Raw genomic sequence first — 21,694 nt, forward strand, 5'->3', positions numbered from 1 at the left:
TGGGAGGGTACCAATGATAAAAAAAGCAGGAAAAGATAAAACTGTAAGTATGGGCAGACAGATTGTTGTTAGAATAATGCTGGCTATCACAGCCGCCTTTCTTATCTTAGGAACCGTAACAACCTCCATTGCCTTTGATAAACTGTCTCAGTTTGCTGAGTCATCCTTCCAGTCCGTAATTACCGGATTAAGCGGCAGCCTGGAACAGCTAGGAATTTCAAAATCCTTTCATAACGGAACTCTGGATCAGTCCAAATTTGATACTTTAAAGAGTGAAGTCAATAAATATAAGAAAAATATTAATATGCTGTCTGACAGCATCTCCCTGATTACCCAAAAGGATGGGGAATATGTATATGTTTATGGAATAGAAGGCAATAAAGAGCATAACAGCAATGAAAAGCTTGTTAACACAGATAATTTACTGGTAAAAGCATATGAAACCGGAGAAGCACAGATTTCAGATTTCAATATCTCTTTTATCTGGGAACGGGAGCCTTTGGATTTCTATCTGCCGGTACAGTTATCCAATAATCAGAGCATGGTAATTCACACCACTGTGAAAACAGATTTAATCGCTCTTGTCCTGACCCTGGTATTGGCTGGCTTTATTGGTTTATTACTAATTGTATTAATCATAGTGAACATTATCGTTAATATTGTAGTAAGATCCCAAATGCGCTCTGTTGAAGTATTGGTGGAAAAAGTAGAGGAAATATCCAACCTGGAAGGAGATTTGACGAAACGTATAGATATTAAGAGCAATAATGAAATAGGACTTTTAGCGAATCATGTAAACAATCTGCTGTGCACCGTCCATGACATGATGTTAACCATCAGTGAATCCTCCGAATACCTGAATAAAAGTACCGATTCTTTTCAAGAGCTGATGGCAGTAACAAAGGAAACCACCGCTACACTCCAGTCCTCCGTATCGAAAAGCAAAGGAGCAATTGAACTCAGGTCCAAGGCAGAAGGTGAAGTAAACAGAAAAGTGTCTCAGATTAATGAAGCAGTATCTCAGGTTACCTTTCGATCAGAGAAGGTCGCGGCTGCCGCTGCCAAAACCACTGAAGAAGCCGTTGCAGGAAAAGATATTATGAGAGATATGAAGCTATACGTTCATGAATCCGTTCAGAAGGTATCCGAAACCGGTCAACAGGTTGCTCAGCTGAAGGAAGAATCTTCTCAGATTAATCAGATTATCGATAGTATCAGAAGTATTGCAAAACAAACCAATCTTCTGGCCCTTAACGCCTCCATTGAAGCCGCCCGGGCAGGTGAGCACGGAAAAGGTTTCTCCGTAGTAGCTGACGAAGTAAGAAAATTAGCAGAGGAATCCTCCCAACAAGCGGCTTCTATAGAAAAGTTGATTCAGAGCATACAACAGAGCATTGGTAAGACTCAGTCATCCATGGAATCAGTTCTTACTACCATAAATAACGAGAGTAATATGGTGGACAAGGTTGATGACCGCTTTACCGCGATTACCGATTCCGTATCCTCTGTTTCTGAAATGGTACAGGAAGTGTATGGAACTACGGAAGAGATATCCGCCTTCAGTGAAAGTGTTATGAATGAGCTACAGCAGATGGGGATTCATTTTAAACAAAGCGACGAAGTAATAGAAGAAATGATGGTCAGTATCTCAGAACAGAACAATAGTGTTCAGGGAATCACAGGACAGGTAGATACCCTTAGTAAGATTGCGGGACGCTTGGACCGAATGATACAGAAATTAAAGTTATAACCCGCTATGAATCGTTTATCCGGGTGTGTTTGAGAAATGCCCGTACCGGGCTGGTTGTCCATATTGTAAAATATTATTTTGCAATAGCCGTAAACCTGTCAAGTACAGAAGGGGATTAATAACTCAACTGCTTTTAAAGTACAAACAGTAATAAGCACTCCTGGTTATTAATCCCCCGCTTAACCCGTTTATTCAATATTTCCTTGAAGGAGAATATATCCCATACTATTATAGGTAGGAATAATAATACCGATATTATCACCATTAATATAGAAATCATTGGTATGAGCTTGTAGTTCATAATCATTTACAAAGGTCTCAATAAATGGTGTATTGTCACTTTTTTCATCAAAATTATTCTCTACAACATCAAAATCAGTATACAGGTGTTCCTCTAAAAAGGATTGCTCTATTTCAAAAAAATCTTTTAAATCCAGCTGCTGTTCACTGTTCATATCGATAGTAACTGCATGAGCAAAGCTGTTCGCCGTCTTTAGGTCACTTACTTCCCCAAGAAACAGTATGCTTATTACGTCCTGATTTACCTCCATAAGTTGATAATCAACACGGTAATCATGATAGTTTCTGTTTGTTAATACATCATGATAATTAACCGCTTCTTTATAAAGGGTATCGTTAATACGATTTTCTTTCTCCGAATCTTCCATATTATAAACTTGGGGATATTTTATTTCCAGCGTCTTAGTCCATTGATTATTGTTATCCGGTCTGGCCAGATCTTTATTGGTCAATTCACCAGGTGCAATTCCAAACCTGCCGGTACTGGCATACCACTTATCGGAAAATGTATCTTCACGTACTGCTTTCATTGAATCACTATTGTTTTCAGCATTGTCTTTATAACTACAGGCAGCTAATAAAAAACTGCTTAAAATCAGCATAGCCAGCCTTACTATTTTCATTCTGCCCAAAATTCCACCCCTACTCTCATTATTGCTTTTTTGTTATTCCTTTTCTTCTCCTATTATCCCCATATATAAAGTATTTCTGCAACACAGAGTTTTTATCTGTATAATTACTATAATTCTATAACAAAAAAGTTTATTTTACTATATTAAAAGATTACTATTTTGTAAATATAGAATCAATTGTTTCTTTTAGTATGAAAAGGGGACTACTATAACATATATGAAATAACTCAGGCAATGTGAATAAAATATTAAGCCCTTGGACATACTGCCGGTTCATATTTCACTGTTAGATATACGCCATATAAATATTCTTTATCGTAAGAATTAATACTTGCTGCCCTAATGCTGCTAATTCAGGACTATTGATTAATCTTCTTTCATAAAGTAAAGATGTCTTACGTATTAACCTGGATTCAACTATCTGGATTCTTTTCTTTACTTCTTCAGCCTGAACAGATAATTTTATATCCGAAAATTTTCGCATGACATAAAGTCTTCACTTTGGTAAACTGCTTTTTCCATACCTTTTATCTCCTATTTTATGCATAATAAAAGAGCCAATATCCTGAAGTGACGTTCACCCAGATATTGGCTCTTTATATAAATTATTAGCGTAAAATAATTCCACAACTTCTACCTAACAAATTCATTTTATAAAGTGCTTTTTGTTGCAAAGACGTTTCTTTGGGATAATCTATCTTTGCACGATACCGATGTCCATAAATTCTTCGGATAGCGTCTTCATTATCTTGAACAGAGCCGATAATAGTAAATCGGTCAGCGAATTGCATAATTCTACTATCCATTTGTAGAAATTCTCTTAATCCAGGATAGAGAAACCATGAATAGCAAATAAAAGCTTTATAATCATGTTTAGGAAAATATTTCCGGAAAAACTCACCTGCTATTATAAACGAATTACTAACAGCTTCCGGAGTCAAATCAGCTCCTTTTTGAATATGCACATTTATTACTGGCGCACCAGATGGGAGTTGCTTCTTCCATTTCTCTGGAAATGTCATATAGGGTTCTCCTAGAAATTCCTCATCAAGGTATATCATATGAAATAACTGAAACTGAATAGTTCCTATTTTAAATATTACAATATTGAAAATATGTCGAAACCAAACCACACTATCAATATCTAACCCAATTTCATTGGTTTTATTTTCATATAATTTTGCTCTTAAAGATACATCAGAGATAGTATTTTTAAAAATAGTATCTGGTATTGATAAATTTTTATATTTCTTACTAACCTCAATTAGTTTATAAATAACAACAATTAATCTAGTGAATGGTTTTCGTTTACATAAAGGGAAATTAGGAGCCTCCCCTTCATATGCCAATTCCGACTGCTTGCTAATCCATTTACTGTTCTTAACATAATAATTTCTAATAGACTCCTGAATTTCAAGAGAGAACTCAAGTAATCTTAAAATTTCATTAAAATCATTGTATTCTTGTGTTTGATACATTATATCCCTCATTTTATATTTGCACAGACTGCTTAAAATAAGACCTACTCATATGCGTCATAATAATTTTAAATCAAAATACATAATTTTACCATACCCATATGCTGATTTATGAAATCCAAAGCTTATCTTAATCCACTCCAGATTATAATATAAACTTAAATCTCCATTAAATATATATTCTCCAATCACTTCCTACTATATAAAAAAGTCATCTTCACCTAATCATTATTTTCTGACCGACACTTGACCAACGAAAAAACAACCCTTATTTCAAATTTGACCAACAAATGACCGATAAAATCATCTCCCCGACCTATCCAGTCCCTTTTTGTTATGTCGGGTATCAACCCTTCAAAGTCAATTTTTCTCCTCTTCCCACATTTCCCTGCAACCCCTTGCAAACCCTCATTTTCACATAGCTTTTGCCGACTACATCCTTGCCATTCCGGACACATCAAAAAAGCCCTAACCCAGCAGCTCTCTCGTCTGCCAAACTAGGACCTTGAAATGCGCCTCCAGGGGCTCGAACCCTGGACACCCTGATTAAGAGTCAGGTGCTCTACCAACTGAGCTAGAAGCGCTTATTCCGTATTTTTGCTTGTTCATATTTCCCGAACGCAAAAATGATTATATAATATAAATTTTCAAATTGCAAGCATTTTTTCATATTTTTTTAATTTTTATTTTAATTCTTTACAAATGTTTTTCAATTTGACATTTTTTGTTTATTTTAAAGCGTATTTAATCCTTAAGAATAGAGAATCTGATTTGGCTTATCCTTTTTCATGGCGGTTTTAAGAGATTCCTTATTTGTAACACAATTTTACGGTATACTTTATATTATAGCTGTAAACCTAAAAAGAGAGCTGCCTATCCCATAGTTATCCTGTTACATAAAAATACTGCTGCAACTTATGGTTAAATTGCAGCAGCTTTAAATATTATTTTATTTTCTCTAATTTATCAGTAAGCTGAGCCTTTGGCACAGCACCAACAATTGTATCCACTACTTCTCCGTCTTTAATTAATAAAAGTGTAGGTATGGACATTACCCTGTATTTGCTGCTGATTCCGGGAGCTTCATCAACATTCAGCTTACCCACTTTCACACTGCCTTCATAATCAGCTGCCAGTTCTTCAATAACAGGAGCCATCATTTTGCAGGGACCGCACCAATCAGCATAAAAATCAACCAACACGGGAACCTGTGATTTTAATACTTCCTGTTCAAAATTATCATCTGTAAACTTATGAGCCATTCTTTTTCCTCCTTTGAACATTTATGCTTAAATAATAACCAACTTCCAGAATATCCATTTTCAACCTGGATACTTGTTTATTGATAGCTAGAAAGTGTTTTTAAAACCTCATCTAGTGTAACTTAAGTCTGCTTTATTTGCTGCCGCCCTTCTTCTTAAGACTTTTTCCTAAAAGGCCGCTCACTTCATCCCAGGAATTCTTCATCTGAAGAGCCTTCTTGTTCAACTCCATATTCCCGCCAAAGGTCCTGGCAAGTTGATTCTTAACGGAATTTTTCATAACAGTCACCTAATTGAAGTTCTTATCTTATTATATGCATAAATCAATAAATTGTACAGGGTTATAAAGGAATCTTTCTATGAATAAGTTAATCTTTCTATAATAAGTTGGTATTCTTATTTTTTCTCTCTATATATAACCATTCTGTGAATGGGATTTCCCAACCCTGAAAACTTCTCCTCATACTCCGTCATCACATTTCCTACTGCATACTCGCTGTGGTGCAGATCATAGGTATAATTTCTGAGAATCCACCCGGCATTTTCCACTTCTTCCAAGGAAAAATCAAAAAGAGGCCTGTTATCAGTTTTGAATATTATCTCTCCATCAGACTTTAAGAACTGGTCATACCTTCCGAGAAATTCCTTAGAGGTCAGTCTTCTTCTGGCATGACGGTCTTTCGGCCAGGGATCTGAGAAGTTCAGATATATTCTATCCACTTCCCCTTTGTCAAATACATCATTGATAAACTCTGCATCTAATCTTAGAAAGAAGAGATTATTCAAATCCAGCTCTTTTCTCTTCTCAAGGCCGCGAATCAGCACACTTGAGTACTTTTCTATTCCAAGATAATTAATCTTTGGATTCAACTGGGCCAGCTGACACAGAAACTGTCCTTTTCCCATACCAATTTCTATATGAATTGAATTATCATTACCAAAATAATCTTTCCAATTACCTTTTATTTTTTCTGGTTCATGGACCACGAAATCGTTTTTGGCTATTTCTTCCAAGGAACCCGGAACATTTCTTAATCGCATATACTATTCTCCCATAAAACTACATATTTTTTTATTTTGCGACTTTATTCTTATTGAAAAATTTGCTAATTAATTATATCATACAGCTAAAGAATAACAAGCATTTTCTCTTTTTTTAAAGATAAGTTGCCGTACATAAGACTTGAACAATTTTTCTTTTACTAAAATGTATTAAATTAATTATTTATAATTTATCGAAATTTGTACATTTTCACGATGGTAATTTTAAATTTCTGTAGTATGATATAGCTGTGTTCCGGCTAAAAAAAGGGATGTTTTTTTTAAGCTTCCACTTCATCCGGACATACGCTTTTCATTTTTCAAGGTTAATTCTTTTCGCTTACATTTAATAATTATACTGCGTATATTATTGGTAAGCAAAACGAAAAATAAACGCAAGGAGGTAAACATGGAAAATGTAATTGGTCTGTTACACGACATTGAAGAAAAAGCGAATCTTATCATTGCACGTGCCAACGATGAAAAAGTGAAATTACACGAAGCCTTAAAAAATGATCTCGAAAAGTTGGATAAGGACGTGGCTGATAGTACGAATGCAAAACTTCTTGTATTAAAAAATCAGGTAAATAAGGAATTAGCCGCCGAAAAAGAAGCTATTACGAAGGACTGGGCAAAACAACTCACCGACTTGGAAGCTAATTATACCCAAAACCATGATGTATTCGTTGACAAAGTTATTCAGGAAATCATTAGTGAGTAAATAATTAGTTACAGGGAGGTTTGTTATGAGCAATTTATTAGTTTATAGCGGGATTGTTACCAAGACCAAGGCCCTGGAGGCAAAATCGGTAAAAAGCGCGGACTATCAGTCAATAGCAAACTTTGAATCCACAGCAGATTTTATCGCCTATTTAAAATCCCATCCCGGATATGGGGGTGTTTTTGCAGGAATTGATGAGAACCTGATCCATCGCGGCCAGGTAGAGGGCATGATCATTAACTGCCTGTATCAGGATTTTTCAAAGCTTTACCGCTTTTCCAACCCGGATCAAAGAAAGGTTCTTGATATTATCTTTCTCCGTTACGAAGTGAATATACTTAAAGCCTGTATGCATATGGTTTTCAACCAGCACAGAAATTACGATTTGGGTAATATTACAGAATTTTTTAACAAACACTCCAAAATCGATATTGCTGCACTTGCTACCTCTAAGTCAATGACTGAGTATGTTGAGCATTTAAAAGGCAGTGATTATTATTCTGTACTGACGAGCATTCAGAAAACGGATATAACCTCCTTTGATTATGAAATGAAGTTAGATATCCAATATTTTATGAAGGCCTGGAAATTGAAAGACAGGGTATTGTCAGGAGATAATTTAAAGTATGTTACAGATACCTTAGGTCTTGAAATTGACCTGCTAAATATCATGTGGCTGTACCGCTCCAAGAAATTTTATAATTTACAGGTAAAAGATGCGTACGCCTATATTATTCCAATAACTTATAAGCTGAAAAAGGATAAGTTAATTAAACTGATGGAAACCTCCACCATTGAAGAATTCAGCGGGGTATTAAATACCACTCCCTATGATTTTATGGTTCCTTCCCTTGCTAATGGAACAATAGAAAAGGTATACCAAAATACTGTATTAAAAAATTATAAGCTTCATAGAGATAAGTATCCGAATTCCATGGCACCCATCAGTTATTATTTGTATCTTAAGAGAACAGAAATAGACAGACTTACCTCCGCTCTGGAGTGTATTCGTTATAAACTGGACCCTCAGGATACATTAAAATATATTACTTTTAATTGAATCGGAGGTGCAATAATTGATTGAAAAAATGAGATTTATCAGCATTACCGGTCCAAAGGCTGAGTTCGACAGAGTTGTCAGTGCGTATCTGAATAAATATGAGATACATCTGGAAAATGCCTTGTCAGAACTTAGTTCCGTTCAAGATTTAAAGCCTTTCGTAGAGCCGAATCCTTACAAAGAAATCTATTCAAAGGCTATTGAATTAGCAGAACGGTTTGATAAGAAGGAACCTTCACAAGCTCAGAATATGACACTTTCCGAAGCTTCTACCATTATACTTTCAGCTTCCAGGGAATTGGAAGACCTGACAAGTCAGAAGAAGAAGCTTGGTCTGGAAAGAGAACATCTGAATGAGCTTCAGAAAAAGATCGAACCTTTTCGTCATCTGGACTATGAAATTGATAAAATATTAGCTTTCAAGTTCATAAAGTACCGATTTGGCCGAATTTCCCACGAGTATTATACGAAATTCTCAAAATTCGTATACGAAAGCTTGACAACTTTATTTATTGAATGCGGTAATGATCCGGATTATGTCTGGGGTGTGTATTTTGTTCCTTTAGGTGAAGCAGAGAAAACAGATGCTATCTTTTCTTCCCTTCACTTTGAATCAATATCTCTTACCACAGAATATGAGGGAACCCCGGATCAGGCCTATAATGCCATTGTAAAGAAACTGGAAGAAAACCAGGAAAAGATCAATGCCATTAATGAGGAAATGAAAAACCGTCTAAGCAGCCGGTCTGACAAGATACTTAGTGCTTATGAAATTATCTGTGTTTACTCCAATAACTTTGATGTAAGAAAGATGGCAGCTTGCACAACTGTGTCAAAACGCAATGCCTTTTACTTCATATTATGCGGCTGGATTCCGGAAGACAGTGTAAAGGACCTGCTTCATGACATAGACAAAGATAAAGATGTCTTTTGCATGCTGGAGAAGGATATCACAAGTGTGACCTCCAAACCGCCCACAAAGTTAAAGAATTTAAAGATATTTCAACCTTTTGAGATGTTTATTAAGATGTATGGGCTTCCTGCCTACAACGAAATAGATCCTACCTTTTTTGTTGCCATAACCTACTCTATCATCTTTGGTATCATGTTCGGAGATGTTGGGCAAGGTCTGTGCCTTGCAATAGGCGGAGGATTACTCTACCACTTTAAGAAAATGCCTTTGGCAGCTATCGTTGCCACTGCCGGTGTCTTTTCCACCATAATGGGCTTTATGTATGGCAGTATCTTCGGCTTTGAAGATGTCTTGCCCCATATTTGGCTGAATCCCATGGAAAACGTAATGACCGTACTGTTAACAGCCGTAGCTTTCGGCTCCGTGCTTATTATTATCGCTATGATCATAAATATTATTAACGGTATTAAGGCAAAAGATGTAGAGAAGATTTTCTTTGATACCAACGGTGCCGCCGGACTTGTATTCTATCTTGTAGTACTTGTTTGTGTTGTCTTGGTAGCAACCGGCCATGCATTGCCTGCCGGTATAGTACTTGCAATCTTCCTGGGCATACCTCTTATCATTATCTTTTTAAGAGAGCCTCTCACCCATTTGGTGGAGAAGAAATCCGAAATATTACCGGAGCAAAAGGCAATGTTTTTTTTAGAGTCATTTTTTGAATTATTCGAAATTATTTTAAGTTACCTTACAAATTCTATTTCCTTCCTGCGTGTTGGTGCCTTCGCAATCAGTCATGCAGCTATGATGGGCGTTGTTATGTTATTCGCAGGAGCTCATTCAGGGGATCCTAATATATTGGTTGTAATACTCGGTAATATTTTTGTAGCAGGTATGGAAGGCCTGATTGTAGGTATTCAGGTACTTCGTCTGGAATATTACGAAATGTTCAGCCGCTTCTATAAGGGTACAGGAAAAGGATTTAAACCATACAAAAGCAAATAATAGTTAAATTTAAGGAGGAACATATTATGACAATGACAGCAAAATTGATTTTAGTAGTAGCATTAGTATTAAGTATCGCAATTCCCTTTGGAGCATATTTACTCAGTGAAAAGAAAAAAGGTAACTTTAAGGCAAGTGTTATCGCTAATTCATTTTTCTTCTTTGGTACATTATTAATCGCACACGTTTTATTATTTACCGGTACAGCATCTGCTGCTGATGGTAGTGCAGCTGCTTCTGTTGACGGCTGGAGATATTTAGCTGCTGCCCTTTCAACCGGTTTATCCTGTATCGGTGGTGGTATCGCCGTTGCTTCCGCTGCTTCTGCAGCTTTAGGTGCTATGAGCGAAGACTCCAGCATCATGGGTAAAGCTCTTATCTTCGTTGCTCTTGCAGAAGGTATTGCTCTTTACGGACTTATCGTTTCTTTCTCTATTTTAGGTTAATGCTTTTAGAGGAACCTTCGTTCCTATTATCTTATACAGCGGTTTAGATACCGCCACCGAGAGTATAAACTTTCGGTGCATAAAACAAATATTAAAAAGAGGTGTGAAAGTACTTTCTTTCACACTTCTTGGCATAAGGCTTTTCTCTTATGAAATAAGGAGGTAACTGTATGCGTATGTTTCTTATCAGTGATAATGTTGATACTTACACGGGAATGCGCCTTACAGGCGTAGACGGGGTTGTCATACATTCCAGGAAGCATTTAAAAGAACAGCTGGATAAAGCGCTTGCAGATAAAACCATCGGTGTCCTGCTGATTACAGAAAAATTCAGCCGCGAATTTCCAGATGTGATAAATGATGTTAAATTGAACCGAAAGCTTCCGTTGATTGTTGAAATTCCCGACCGCCACGGAACGGGAAGAAAGCCCGATTTTATTACTTCCTATGTTAATGAAGCAATTGGAATAAAATTGTAGAGGGAGATGTCTATGACTTTAGATGAGAAATTAGAACAATTTTATAATTCTGCAATGGAAAGCGCAACCAGCCAGAATATTGAAATAATTGAAGAATATCAGAAATCACTGCAGCAGATCTTTGACGAGCACAAGGAAGAACTTATCAGGAAATCCGAGGCCACTTACCGTGCAGAATCAGAAAAACTCATGCGTGAGAAGAATAAAGAAGTTGCAAGTGAAGTTATTAATTTAAAGCGTAAATTAAGCGACCGGGCATTTGAATTAAGAAATCAGTTGTTTCAGGATGTATCCGCTAAGTTACAGGAATACATGAAAACCTCTGATTATTTTGATTTACTGGTTAAACAGATAAAAGCTGTTAAGGATTTTGCGGGAAAAGATGAGGTTATCATCTATATCAATTCTACCGATTCAAGCTTAAAACCTACTTTAGAAGCTTCCACCGGTGCTGCATTAACTGTCAGCGACCGCGATTTTATCGGCGGTATCAGAGCAGTTATACAAGAAAAAAGTATATTAATCGATAATTCATTTCTGACCAGAATGGAAGAATCCAAAAATAAATTCGCTGTAAGTTAGATCTTTTTCTAACTTATAAGTTAGGTCTTTTCTTAAATTATAAGTTAATAATAATCTTAACTTAAAGGCTTTTAACTAAAATGCCATGTAAAAAGAAGAAAGGGGAGCTATCTCCATTATGAATATAACAGGAAAAATATACGGAATTAACGGACCAATTGTATATGTGGCAGGTAATCAGGGCTTTAAAATGGGCGAAATGGTTCTAGTAGGCAACGAGAAATTGGTCGGAGAAGTAATCGGTCTGACAAAAGATCAGACTACCGTCCAGGTATATGAAGAGACTACCGGTATTAAACCCGGTGAGTTGGTATATTCAACCGGTGCAGCTATTTCCGTTACTTTAGCACCAGGAATTATCAGTAATATCTTTGACGGAATCGAGCGTCCTTTAAAGGAAATCGCAAAAGAATCTGGTGCTTATATCGCCAGAGGTGTCAGCGTTGATGCACTTGATACACAGAAACTCTGGGATGTACACATAACAGTAAAAGAAGGGGATAAAATTTATGGGGGAACTATCATTGCAGAAGTTCCTGAAACCCGTGCTGTAGTACACAAATCCATGGTTCCTCCCGATGTGGAGGGTGTGGTTATCAAAGCCGCAAAAGACGGACAGTATACCATAAGCGACACCATTGTAACAATTCAGACTCCTGACGGAGTAACAAAAGAGCTGTCTTTAACACAGAAATGGCCTATTCGTGTTCCCAGACCTACCTCCAAGAGATATCCTTCTGACCGTCCTCTGATTACCGGACAGCGTATCCTTGATACTCTCTTCCCTATTGCAAAAGGCGGTACAGCGGCTATTCCCGGTGGTTTCGGAACCGGTAAGACTATGACACAGCATCAGCTTGCCAAATGGTCCGATGCGGATATTATCGTTTACATCGGCTGCGGTGAGCGCGGAAACGAAATGACAGAGGTTTTGGAGGACTTCTCCAAGTTAGTAGATCCCAAGTCCGGAAACCCCTTACTTGACAGAACAACTCTTATTGCAAATACCTCCAACATGCCCGTTGCTGCCCGTGAAGCAAGTATCTATACAGGAATAACACTGGCTGAATACTACCGTGATATGGGTTATCACGTAGCTATCATGGCTGACTCCACTTCTCGTTGGGCAGAGGCTCTTCGTGAGTTATCAGGTCGTCTGGAAGAAATGCCTGCCGAGGAAGGCTTCCCTGCATACCTTGCCTCCAGATTATCAAGCTTTTACGAAAGAGCCGGTTTTATGCAGAACTTAAACGGTACAGAAGGCAGCGTATCCATTATCGGCGCCGTATCCCCTCAGGGTGGTGACTTCTCAGAACCCGTTACCCAGAATACCAAACGTTTCGTACGCTGTTTCTGGGCACTTGATAAATCTCTGGCTTACGCAAGACATTTCCCTGCTATTCACTGGTTAACCAGCTACAGCGAGTATTTAAATGACTTAGCACCCTGGTACACAGAGAATGTCGGAAGAGATTTCGTAGACAGCAGAAATCAGATCTTAAGCTTATTAACACAGGAAAATCAGTTAAATGAAATCGTTAAACTCATCGGTAGTGACGTACTTCCCGATGATCAGAAGCTGGTACTTGAGATTGCCAGAGTAATCCGTTTGGGATTCGTACAGCAAAATGCTTACCATCCTTCCGATACTTATGTTCCTCTTGATAAACAGCTTAAGATGATGAATACCATACTCTATCTGTTTTCCAAGTCAAAACAGCTTATTGCAATGAACATGCCTATGTCTTTATTAAAGCAGGAGGATATCTTTGATAAGGTAATCTCCATTAAGTATGATGTTGCAAATGATGAACTTTTCAAATTTGATCACTATACCGCTATGATTGATGACTTCTATAATCGCATCATGGCCAAGAACGGTTAAGGAGGATATATAACATGGCAATTGAATATTTAGGATTAAGTGAAATAAACGGCCCCTTAATTGCTATAGAGGGTATTCGTGATGCCTCCTATGATGAAATCGTTGAACTGACCGTTGAAGGTAAGAAAAAACTCGGTAGAATCGTAGAAATTTATGAAGATAAAGCAGTAATTCAGGTGTTCCAGGGAACAGAAGAAATGTCCCTTAACAATACTCATACAAAGCTTACCGGACATCCTATGGAAGTTGCTCTTTCCTCAGATATCCTGGGCCGCGTATTTAACGGTGTAGGTCAGCCTATTGACGGCCTTGGACCTATCGTTCCTGAAGTAAATAAAGACGTAAACGGTCTTCCCTTAAATCCCTGTACCAGAGAGTATCCACGAAACTATATCCGTACCGGTATATCAGCTATCGACTGCCTTACAACCCTGATCCGCGGACAGAAGCTTCCTATTTTCTCCGGAAACGGTCTTCCTCATGATCAGCTGGCAGCACAGATCGTTAAACAGGCATCTCTTGGTGAAAACAGCGATGAAGAATTCGCTATCGTATTTGCCGCAATGGGTGTTAAGCACGACGTTGCTGACTTCTTCCGCCGTACTTTTGAGGAAAGCGGTGCTACTTCTCACGTAGTTATGTTCCTAAACCTGGCAAATGACCCGGTAGTAGAAAGATTAATTACACCTAAGGTAGCTTTAACAGCAGCTGAGTATCTTGCTTTTGAAAAAGGCATGCATATTCTCGTTGTATTAACCGATATGACTTCCTTTGCAGAAGCAATGCGTGAGGTTTCCTCCTCCAAGGGCGAAATCCCCAGCAGAAAGGGTTATCCCGGTTACCTGTACAGTGAACTTGCAACCATTTATGAAAGAGCCGGTATCGTTAGCGGCACCAATGGATCTGTAACACAGATTCCTATTCTGACAATGCCAAACGATGATATCACACATCCTATTCCAGACTTAACAGGATATATTACGGAAGGTCAGATTGTTCTTGACCGTACCATCTATCAGAAAAATGTATATCCTCCCATCAATATCCTTCCTTCCCTTTCCCGTCTTATGAAGGACGGTATCGGTAAAGGTTATACAAGAGAAGATCATCAGGATCTTTCCAGTCAGTTATTCTCATCTTATGCCCGCGTGGGTGATGCAAGAGCTCTTGCAAGCGTTATCGGTGAAGACGAACTTTCTCCTATCGATAAGAAGTATCTGAAGTTCGGTGCCGCAATGGAACAGGAATTCATTACACAGGGAATGGATGAGAACCGTACCATTATACAGACTCTGGATTTAGGCTGGAAACTGCTCCGTATGCTTCCCAGAGAAGAGCTGGATAGAATTGATACTAAGATACTGGATAAATACTATATTTCATCAGAGGCTTCCAAATAAGTGCCTCAAACAAGCTAACCGTAAATATACGGCCTTAGCAGAAAGGCATGGGTGTTATATATGAATCCGAATACCTTTCCCACCAAGGGAAACCTAATATTGGCAAAGAACTCCCTAACCTTAGCAAAACAGGGCTATGAGCTGATGGATAAGAAGAGAAACATTCTTATCCGTGAACTGATGGAACTGATTGATAAGGCAAAGGATATCCAGACAGAAATCGATGGAACCTTTACCAGTGCATATGCGGCTTTGCAAAAAGCCAATATAGAAATGGGTATCCGGAATGTAGAAGACTTAAGCTTTACCATTCCGGAGGAGAATTCCATTGAAATTAAACAAAGAAGTATTATGGGCACGGAGATTCCCCTGGTAGATTTTAAACTGGAGGATGAAAAACCCACTTACTCTTTCTTTAATACCAGGTTGTCACTGGATGAAGCCACCAGCAGTTTTCGTAAGGTAAAAGAGCTTACTCTGCGCCTTGCAACCATAGAAAACTCTGCCTATCGTCTGGCAACCAGTATTAATAAGACACAGAAACGTGCCAATGCCTTAAAGAATATAACAATTCCCCATTATGTAGAGTTAGTTCATAACATACAGAATGCTCTCGAAGAAAAAGAGAGAGAAGAATTCACAAGACTTAAGGTAATTAAAAGCAGACGTACCTAACTCTGCTTTCTATATAGCAAGACAAACAGCTTTCCTTTTAAGTTAACCGCTTAAAGGGAAGGCTGTTTTTTTGCTCATTGTAGCTCCGCCGAGCTCCCCCCGAGGGAGGCAGAGCTCAAAACAAAAGTGTTGGAGTGGGATTCTGTGAAACCTGCCCTATTCCAGCCTCATCTGCCTGCAGGTATGGGATTGCCACAAATCAGCATCAAAATAGAAATAAAAATAATAAATTATACTTTAGCAATTTAAATAACTAATTTATACAAGTTGTAAAGTTGTATTTACAACTTGTATTTTTTATAGTACAATAATAGATAAAGTGAAAACTATTAATTAAAAAGAAACTATGTACCAGTACCAAATATATTATACAAACAGTCCAATTCAATTTTTGATAATTTAAAATAGTTACAGAAAAACCTTGCAGAAATGAGGCATATATGAAAACGAAGGAACAGTCTAAGCATACCATCCTAAGCAGCTGGCTAAGAGAAAATATTGCGAATAATACCTTCAGTGTAGGTGATAAGATACCCTCTGAAAATGAACTGGCTAACACTTTTCATTTCAGCAGACAGACCGTAAGGCAAGCCATCGGCGATCTGGTAGCGGAAGGCATCCTTGCCAGGGAACAGGGAAGCGGAACTTACGTCTCCATTCCACCGGTAAAACCGGTTCAGGATAAAACCATGCGCATAGGCGTAATAACCACGTATCTGGATGATTATATATTTCCAAGCATCATACATGGAATCGAAGAGGTACTAACTGCTGAGGGCTATACCATGGCTCTTGGAATTACACATAATAAGCAAGCCGATGAAGAAAACTGTCTCCAGAAGCTTATCGCCAGCGGTGTGGATGGCCTTATTGTAGAAGGAACAAAATCTGCTCTTTATAATGCCAATGAAGCATTCTATACAAGATTAAAGGAAAAGAATATTCCTACTGTCTTTATCAATGGTTATTATCATAATTATAACGGCTCTTATGTTGTACTGGACGATCGAAAAGCCGGTGAAATGATAACGGATATTCTTATTGATAACGGTCATAAAGGTATCGGCGGTATTTTCAAGTCCGATGATATTCAGGGCTTAAGGCGATTTGAAGGCATGCAGCTTTCAATAAAGAAACACAAACAACCCGTAATAGATGAAGCCTATTTATGGTATACTACGGAGGATTTTAAATATCTGATCAACGGCGGTATGGATAAAATGATATTGGAGCGCCTGGAGAAAACCTCCGGAATTGTCTGCTACAACGACCAGGTTGCAGTTGCTCTCATAAATCTGTTCAAACGAAACGATATCAGAATACCCGAGGATAAATCCCTCGTAAGTTTTGATAATTCCTTCCTTGCAAAAGAAATGGTATACAACCTTACATCTGTGGTGTATCCCTCAAAAAAAGTTGGCAAAAAAGCTGCCCAGCTCCTGCTGCAATGCCTGAATAATCCCTTGTACACAGAGCAGGTCAAATTAGACCCCTCCGTTAAGATAAGAGGTTCTGTGACCAACCTAAATAGCTGATGTAAACCTCACTTAGTTCTTGCATTTTCATACAAATTCAGATAGAATAAAGATATCATTACTTGTATGTACATCTCATAATTTTACTTGTACTTACAGATACAATAAACAACTGATTTTAAGGAGGTAACACGTAATGCCAAAATATTCAATTGGGGTAGATTTTGGTACTCTCTCCGGCAGAGCCTTGCTTGTAAATGTTGAAACAGGTGAGGAGCTGGCCGATGCCGTAAAGGATTATACTCATGCAGTTATGGATGAATGTCTGCCAAGCGGAAAGAAGCTCGCTCCCGACTGGGCTTTGGAGCATCCCGCTGATTATCTGGAGGTACTTAGCACAACTATTCCCGCAGTAATCAAAAAAGCTGGAATAGCTGCAGAGGATATTATCGGTGTAGGTATTGACTTTACCGCCTGCACAATGCTGCCGGTAAAAGCTGATGGAACACCTTTATGCTTTCTTGAGAAATATAAAGATGATCCACATGCCTACATTAAGCTCTGGAAGCACCATGCAGCTCAGGATAAGGCAAATAAGTTAAACCAGATTGCTGAGGAAACCAACCAGAGCTGGCTGGCCCGCTATGGCGGAAAGATATCTTCTGAATGGATGTTCCCTAAGATCTGGCAGACACTTGAGGAAGCACCCGAAATCTATGAGGAAGCTGATTTCTTTATAGAAGCTGCGGACTGGGTAATCTGGCAGTTAACAGGTATACAGACAAGAAACTCCTGTACTGCAGGTTACAAGGCAATGTGGCATAAGAAAGAAGGCTACCCTGATAAATCCTTCTTCAAACAGTTAGATCCCCGTCTGGAAAATGTTGTAGAGGACAAATTAAACTGTGAAATAGTTCCTTTAGGAGCCAAAGCTGGTGAGATTACAGAACACTCTGCTGCCTTTACAGGTTTAGTACCCGGTACGGCAGTTGCAGTTGCAAATGTGGATGCTCACGTTACAGTACCTGCAGTTAAAATAGACGGTCCCGGAAAAATGCTTGCAATTATGGGAACCTCAACCTGCCATATTCTCTTAGGTGAGAAAGAGTCCACTGTTCCCGGAATGTGCGGCGTTGTTGAAGACGGAGTTTGCCCCGGATATTTCGGTTATGAAGCCGGACAGTCCTGTGTAGGTGACCATTTCGCCTGGTTTGTAGAGAACTGTGTAAGCGCAGAATACTACGAAGCTGCTGAAGCAGAAGGTTTGAACATACATCAGTATCTAACCAAAAAAGCCAGCGCCTTAAAACCCGGAGAAAGCGGTTTATTAGCCCTTGACTGGTGGAATGGTAACCGTTCTGTATTAGTTGATGTGGATTTAACAGGACTTATTCTAGGTATGACCTTACAGACAAAGCCAGAGGAAATGTATCGTGCTCTAATCGAAGCAACCGCTTATGGTACTCGTAAGATCATTGAGACCTTCCAAAATAACGGCGTTCCCGTTGAAGAATTCTATGCCTCCGGCGGTATCTCCTTAAAGAACCCTATGGCTATGCAGATATATTCAGACGTTATTAAGCTGCCGGTTAAGATCGGCGGTACCACCCAGGGTCCTGCTCTTGGAAGTGCTATTTTTGGTACTGTAGCAGCGGGTTCTGCAAAAGGTGGATACGATGATGTATTTAAGGCAGGCAGTATCATGGGTAAATTAAAAGATACCATTTATACTCCTATCTCCGAAAATGCAGCCATCTACGATAAGCTTTATGCAGAATATACCCTTCTTCATGATTATTTTGGCCGTGGAGCCAATGATGTTATGAAAAGGCTTAAACAGTTGAAAAAGGAACAGGCTTAACTATACAGCATTATATATAACAAAATTTATTAACTTAAAACCGTAATCAATCATAATCAATCACAAAGCATTTACATGATAATACTTAATTAAACTTAAATTTTTTGTTAAGCACTTGATTAATTTCTGCTGCGGCTGTAAAAAATCAATTCACAGCTGCAGCTATCCAAAGATATTTCAATATTAGTCAGAAGAATGCTGTATAAACTAACTATGTAACTCCTGCTGATAAGAAGTTCATCCAAGAATACTGCTTACATCCGATTACATAGGTTAGAGCAGTTAAGCTGTTTCATACTGCTACTTTACAAATGCATAACTTTTAAGAAGCAGCTCAAAGTTAATGCAATCACCTGAAATATATTACATGCAATAGTTCATCCAATCACAGAAAACAGATTGCACGTAATAATTTCGTCCAGATACACAAACTATTTTATATGCAATAGAACTATCCAATCACGCAAAATAATTAAGGAGGACTTATTATGTCATTAAAACAATATGAATTCTGGTTTATAACAGGCTCCCAGCATTTATATGGACCTGAGACACTGAAACAGGTAGCAGAGCACTCAAAGGTTATTGCAGATACCTTAAACCAGTCATCTGTTATTCCCTGCTCCGTTGTATTCAAGCCTATTGTAAAAACACCTGATGAAATTACAGCACTGGTTAAAGAAGCTAACTATGCAGACAACTGCCTTGGTATTATCACCTGGATGCATACCTTCTCTCCATCCAAAATGTGGATCAATGGCTTGACCCGTTTGGAGAAGCCTTATCTGCACCTTCATACACAGTTCAACCGTACAATACCTAACGAAGGAATTGATATGGATTTCATGAATTTAAATCAATCAGCTCATGGTGACAGAGAGCATGGCTTCATTGGTACCAGATTACGTATGGCAAGAAAAGTTATCGCCGGCTACTGGGAGGATGAAGATGTACAGGAGCGTATCGGAAGCTGGATGAGATCAGCGGTAGGTGTAGCTGTAAGTAAAGGCTTAAAAGTTATCCGTTTCGGCGATAACATGCGTCAGGTAGCCGTTACAGAAGGCGATAAAGTTGAAGCTCAGATTAAACTTGGCTGGCAGGTTAATACAACTGCTGTAGGTGATTTAGTAGCTGAGATCAATAACGTTACAGAAGCCCAGATTGATGCAGTAATGAAAGAGTATGAAGAGAAATATGAATTCAATACAGACAATATTGCCTCCGTTCGTTACCAGGCAAAGGTAGAAGTTGCTCTCATGAAGATGATTACAGAAGGCGGTTACGGTGCCTTTACCAACACCTTTGAAGATCTTCACGGAATGGAGCAGCTTCCCGGACTTGCAAGCCAGAGAGTAATGGAAGCTGGTTATGGCTACGGCGGTGAAGGTGATTGGAAAGTATCTGCTCTTACTCATATATTAAAACGTATGGCAGAAGGTCTTCCCGGCGGAACTGCTTTCATGGAGGATTATACTTATGATCTCACAAAAGGTAATGAATTATCTTTAGGAGCACATATGCTTGAAGTGTGCCCTACTCTTGCAGCCGGAAAACCTAAGATTGAAGTACATCCCCTTGGAATCGGCGGTAAAGCTGATCCTGCGAGACTGGTATTTGAAGGCCATGAAGGAAAAGCAATTGTTGTATCTTTAGTCGATATGGGCGGACGTCTTCGCCTTATCGTCCAGGATGTGGTTGCTGTTAAACCTATTTATGATATGCCTAATCTTCCTGTAGCACGTGTTATGTGGAAAGCTATGCCGGATCTTAAAACAGGTGCCGAGTGCTGGATACTTGCTGGCGGCGCACACCATACTGTATTCTCCTATAGCATAACTGCTGAGCAGATGCAGGACTGGGCAGAAATGATGGATATTGAATATGTTCATATTTCTGAAAGCACTACAGTAGAAAACTTAAAACAACAGTTATTCTTACAGGATATTGCCTGGAAATTAAAATAATAAGGAAGAGGAATAAGCCTATGTTAGAAGTATTGAAGAAAGAGGTATATGAAGCAAATATGCTTCTGCCTAAACATAATCTTGTAACCTTTACCTGGGGTAATGTATCTGCCTTTGATAAAGAAAGCGGTCTTATGGTTATCAAACCCTCCGGTGTTGAATACGACGTAATGACCCCTGAGGATATGGTAGTAGTCGATCTGAGCGGTAAAACTGTGGAAGGTAAATTAAATCCCTCCTCCGACACCGCAACTCATATAGAACTTTACAAGGCCTTTCCCGGTCTTGGCGGAATCGTCCATACTCATTCCCGATGGGCAACTATTTTTGCACAATCAGGAATAGGAGTACCGGCTTTTGGTACCACACACGCCGATTATTTTTATGGAGAGATTCCCTGCACCAGAAAAATGACTCCGGAAGAAATAGCTGCTGCCTATGAGAAAGAAACCGGTACAGTTATTATTGAGTGTTTCAGGGAAAGAGGAATTGACCCATTAGCTGTACCGGGAGTTGTAGTATACAGTCATGGTCCCTTTACCTGGGGAACATCTGCAAAAAACGCCGTTCACAATGCTGTAGTATTGGAAGAGGTTGCTTTTATGGCTTGGCATAATCTGTCTTTGTCAGAAGGAAAGCTTCCCTCCATTCAACAGGAACTCTTGGATAAACACTATCTCAGAAAACATGGCGCTAATGCATATTATGGTCAAAAATAATCCTGTATACTGATTTTTAGCTGAGTTTCGATTTTAAGCTTCTAAG

Annotated in this window: 19 protein-coding genes and 1 tRNA gene; 14 read left to right on the top strand and 6 right to left on the bottom strand. The window is 38.7% G+C overall.

Annotation, left to right across the window (positions count from 1 at the left end; genetic code table 11):
* Nucleotides 1-13 precede the first annotated feature (13 nt).
* Complete coding sequence (locus BR73_RS0101825; protein WP_033164166.1) at nucleotides 14-1,750, top strand: HAMP domain-containing methyl-accepting chemotaxis protein; 1,737 nt, start codon at nucleotides 14-16, stop codon at nucleotides 1,748-1,750.
* A gap of 188 nt (nucleotides 1,751-1,938) precedes the next feature.
* Here BR73_RS0101825 and BR73_RS0101830 read toward each other — a convergent pair whose 3' ends face one another.
* The 6 genes from BR73_RS0101830 to trmB form a co-directional block, all read right to left on the bottom strand.
* On the bottom strand, nucleotides 1,939-2,673 hold the full coding sequence (locus tag BR73_RS0101830) for a hypothetical protein (protein WP_156034569.1): 735 nt from the start codon (nucleotides 2,671-2,673) through the stop codon (nucleotides 1,939-1,941).
* 617 nt (nucleotides 2,674-3,290) lie between these two features.
* Complete coding sequence (locus BR73_RS0101840) at nucleotides 3,291-4,160, bottom strand: hypothetical protein (RefSeq protein ID WP_033164169.1); 870 nt, start codon at nucleotides 4,158-4,160, stop codon at nucleotides 3,291-3,293.
* A gap of 511 nt (nucleotides 4,161-4,671) precedes the next feature.
* Nucleotides 4,672-4,744: transfer RNA gene (locus BR73_RS0101850), tRNA-Lys, on the bottom strand.
* A 360-nt stretch (nucleotides 4,745-5,104) separates the two neighbouring features.
* Complete coding sequence (trxA, locus tag BR73_RS0101855; protein WP_033164171.1) at nucleotides 5,105-5,422, bottom strand: thioredoxin; 318 nt, start codon at nucleotides 5,420-5,422, stop codon at nucleotides 5,105-5,107.
* 133 nt (nucleotides 5,423-5,555) lie between these two features.
* On the bottom strand, nucleotides 5,556-5,702 hold the full coding sequence (locus BR73_RS28590; protein WP_156034570.1) for a hypothetical protein: 147 nt from the start codon (nucleotides 5,700-5,702) through the stop codon (nucleotides 5,556-5,558).
* A gap of 116 nt (nucleotides 5,703-5,818) precedes the next feature.
* Nucleotides 5,819-6,463, bottom strand: a complete 645-nt coding sequence (gene trmB, locus BR73_RS0101860; protein WP_033164172.1) for a tRNA (guanosine(46)-N7)-methyltransferase TrmB — start codon at nucleotides 6,461-6,463, stop codon at nucleotides 5,819-5,821.
* A 409-nt stretch (nucleotides 6,464-6,872) separates the two neighbouring features.
* Between trmB and BR73_RS0101865 the strand changes: the two genes are divergently transcribed.
* The 13 genes from BR73_RS0101865 to BR73_RS0101925 all read left to right on the top strand — a co-directional run bounded on the left by BR73_RS0101865 (nucleotide 6,873) and on the right by BR73_RS0101925 (nucleotide 21,648).
* On the top strand, nucleotides 6,873-7,184 hold the full coding sequence (locus BR73_RS0101865; RefSeq protein ID WP_033164173.1) for a hypothetical protein: 312 nt from the start codon (nucleotides 6,873-6,875) through the stop codon (nucleotides 7,182-7,184).
* Nucleotides 7,185-7,209: 25 nt separating this feature from the next.
* A complete protein-coding gene (locus BR73_RS0101870; protein ID WP_033164174.1) occupies nucleotides 7,210-8,244 on the top strand; it encodes a V-type ATPase subunit in 1,035 nt (344 codons plus the stop codon).
* Nucleotides 8,245-8,260: 16 nt separating this feature from the next.
* Nucleotides 8,261-10,162: a V-type ATPase 116kDa subunit family protein gene (locus BR73_RS0101875; RefSeq protein ID WP_033164175.1), complete on the top strand. Its 1,902-nt coding sequence runs from the start codon at nucleotides 8,261-8,263 to the stop codon at nucleotides 10,160-10,162.
* A 26-nt stretch (nucleotides 10,163-10,188) separates the two neighbouring features.
* Entirely contained in the window at nucleotides 10,189-10,608 is a 420-nt protein-coding gene (locus BR73_RS0101880) for an ATP synthase subunit C (protein WP_033164176.1), read from the top strand.
* A gap of 170 nt (nucleotides 10,609-10,778) precedes the next feature.
* Entirely contained in the window at nucleotides 10,779-11,087 is a 309-nt protein-coding gene (locus BR73_RS0101885) for a V-type ATP synthase subunit F (protein WP_033164177.1), read from the top strand.
* 12 nt (nucleotides 11,088-11,099) lie between these two features.
* Nucleotides 11,100-11,669 (top strand): V-type ATP synthase subunit E, encoded by a 570-nt coding sequence (locus BR73_RS0101890; protein WP_033164178.1) that lies wholly within the window; start codon nucleotides 11,100-11,102, stop codon nucleotides 11,667-11,669.
* 118 nt (nucleotides 11,670-11,787) lie between these two features.
* Entirely contained in the window at nucleotides 11,788-13,554 is a 1,767-nt protein-coding gene (locus BR73_RS0101895) for a V-type ATP synthase subunit A (protein ID WP_033164179.1), read from the top strand.
* 14 nt (nucleotides 13,555-13,568) lie between these two features.
* Nucleotides 13,569-14,954, top strand: a complete 1,386-nt coding sequence (locus BR73_RS0101900) for a V-type ATP synthase subunit B (protein WP_033164180.1) — start codon at nucleotides 13,569-13,571, stop codon at nucleotides 14,952-14,954.
* Nucleotides 14,955-15,014: 60 nt separating this feature from the next.
* Nucleotides 15,015-15,629, top strand: coding sequence for a V-type ATP synthase subunit D (locus BR73_RS0101905; protein ID WP_033166984.1), 615 nt, complete (start codon nucleotides 15,015-15,017; stop codon nucleotides 15,627-15,629).
* A 440-nt stretch (nucleotides 15,630-16,069) separates the two neighbouring features.
* Nucleotides 16,070-17,164, top strand: coding sequence for a GntR family transcriptional regulator (locus tag BR73_RS0101910; RefSeq protein ID WP_051684903.1), 1,095 nt, complete (start codon nucleotides 16,070-16,072; stop codon nucleotides 17,162-17,164).
* A gap of 136 nt (nucleotides 17,165-17,300) precedes the next feature.
* Entirely contained in the window at nucleotides 17,301-18,965 is a 1,665-nt protein-coding gene (gene araB, locus BR73_RS0101915) for a ribulokinase (protein ID WP_033164181.1), read from the top strand.
* 488 nt (nucleotides 18,966-19,453) lie between these two features.
* On the top strand, nucleotides 19,454-20,929 hold the full coding sequence (gene araA, locus BR73_RS0101920; RefSeq protein WP_033164182.1) for an L-arabinose isomerase: 1,476 nt from the start codon (nucleotides 19,454-19,456) through the stop codon (nucleotides 20,927-20,929).
* 20 nt (nucleotides 20,930-20,949) lie between these two features.
* Nucleotides 20,950-21,648, top strand: coding sequence for an L-ribulose-5-phosphate 4-epimerase (locus BR73_RS0101925; protein ID WP_033164183.1), 699 nt, complete (start codon nucleotides 20,950-20,952; stop codon nucleotides 21,646-21,648).
* Nucleotides 21,649-21,694 lie beyond the last annotated feature (46 nt).

The sequence above is a fragment of the Clostridium sp. KNHs205 genome (assembly GCF_000702945.1).
Taxonomy (GTDB): domain Bacteria; phylum Bacillota; class Clostridia; order Lachnospirales; family Lachnospiraceae; genus Anaerocolumna.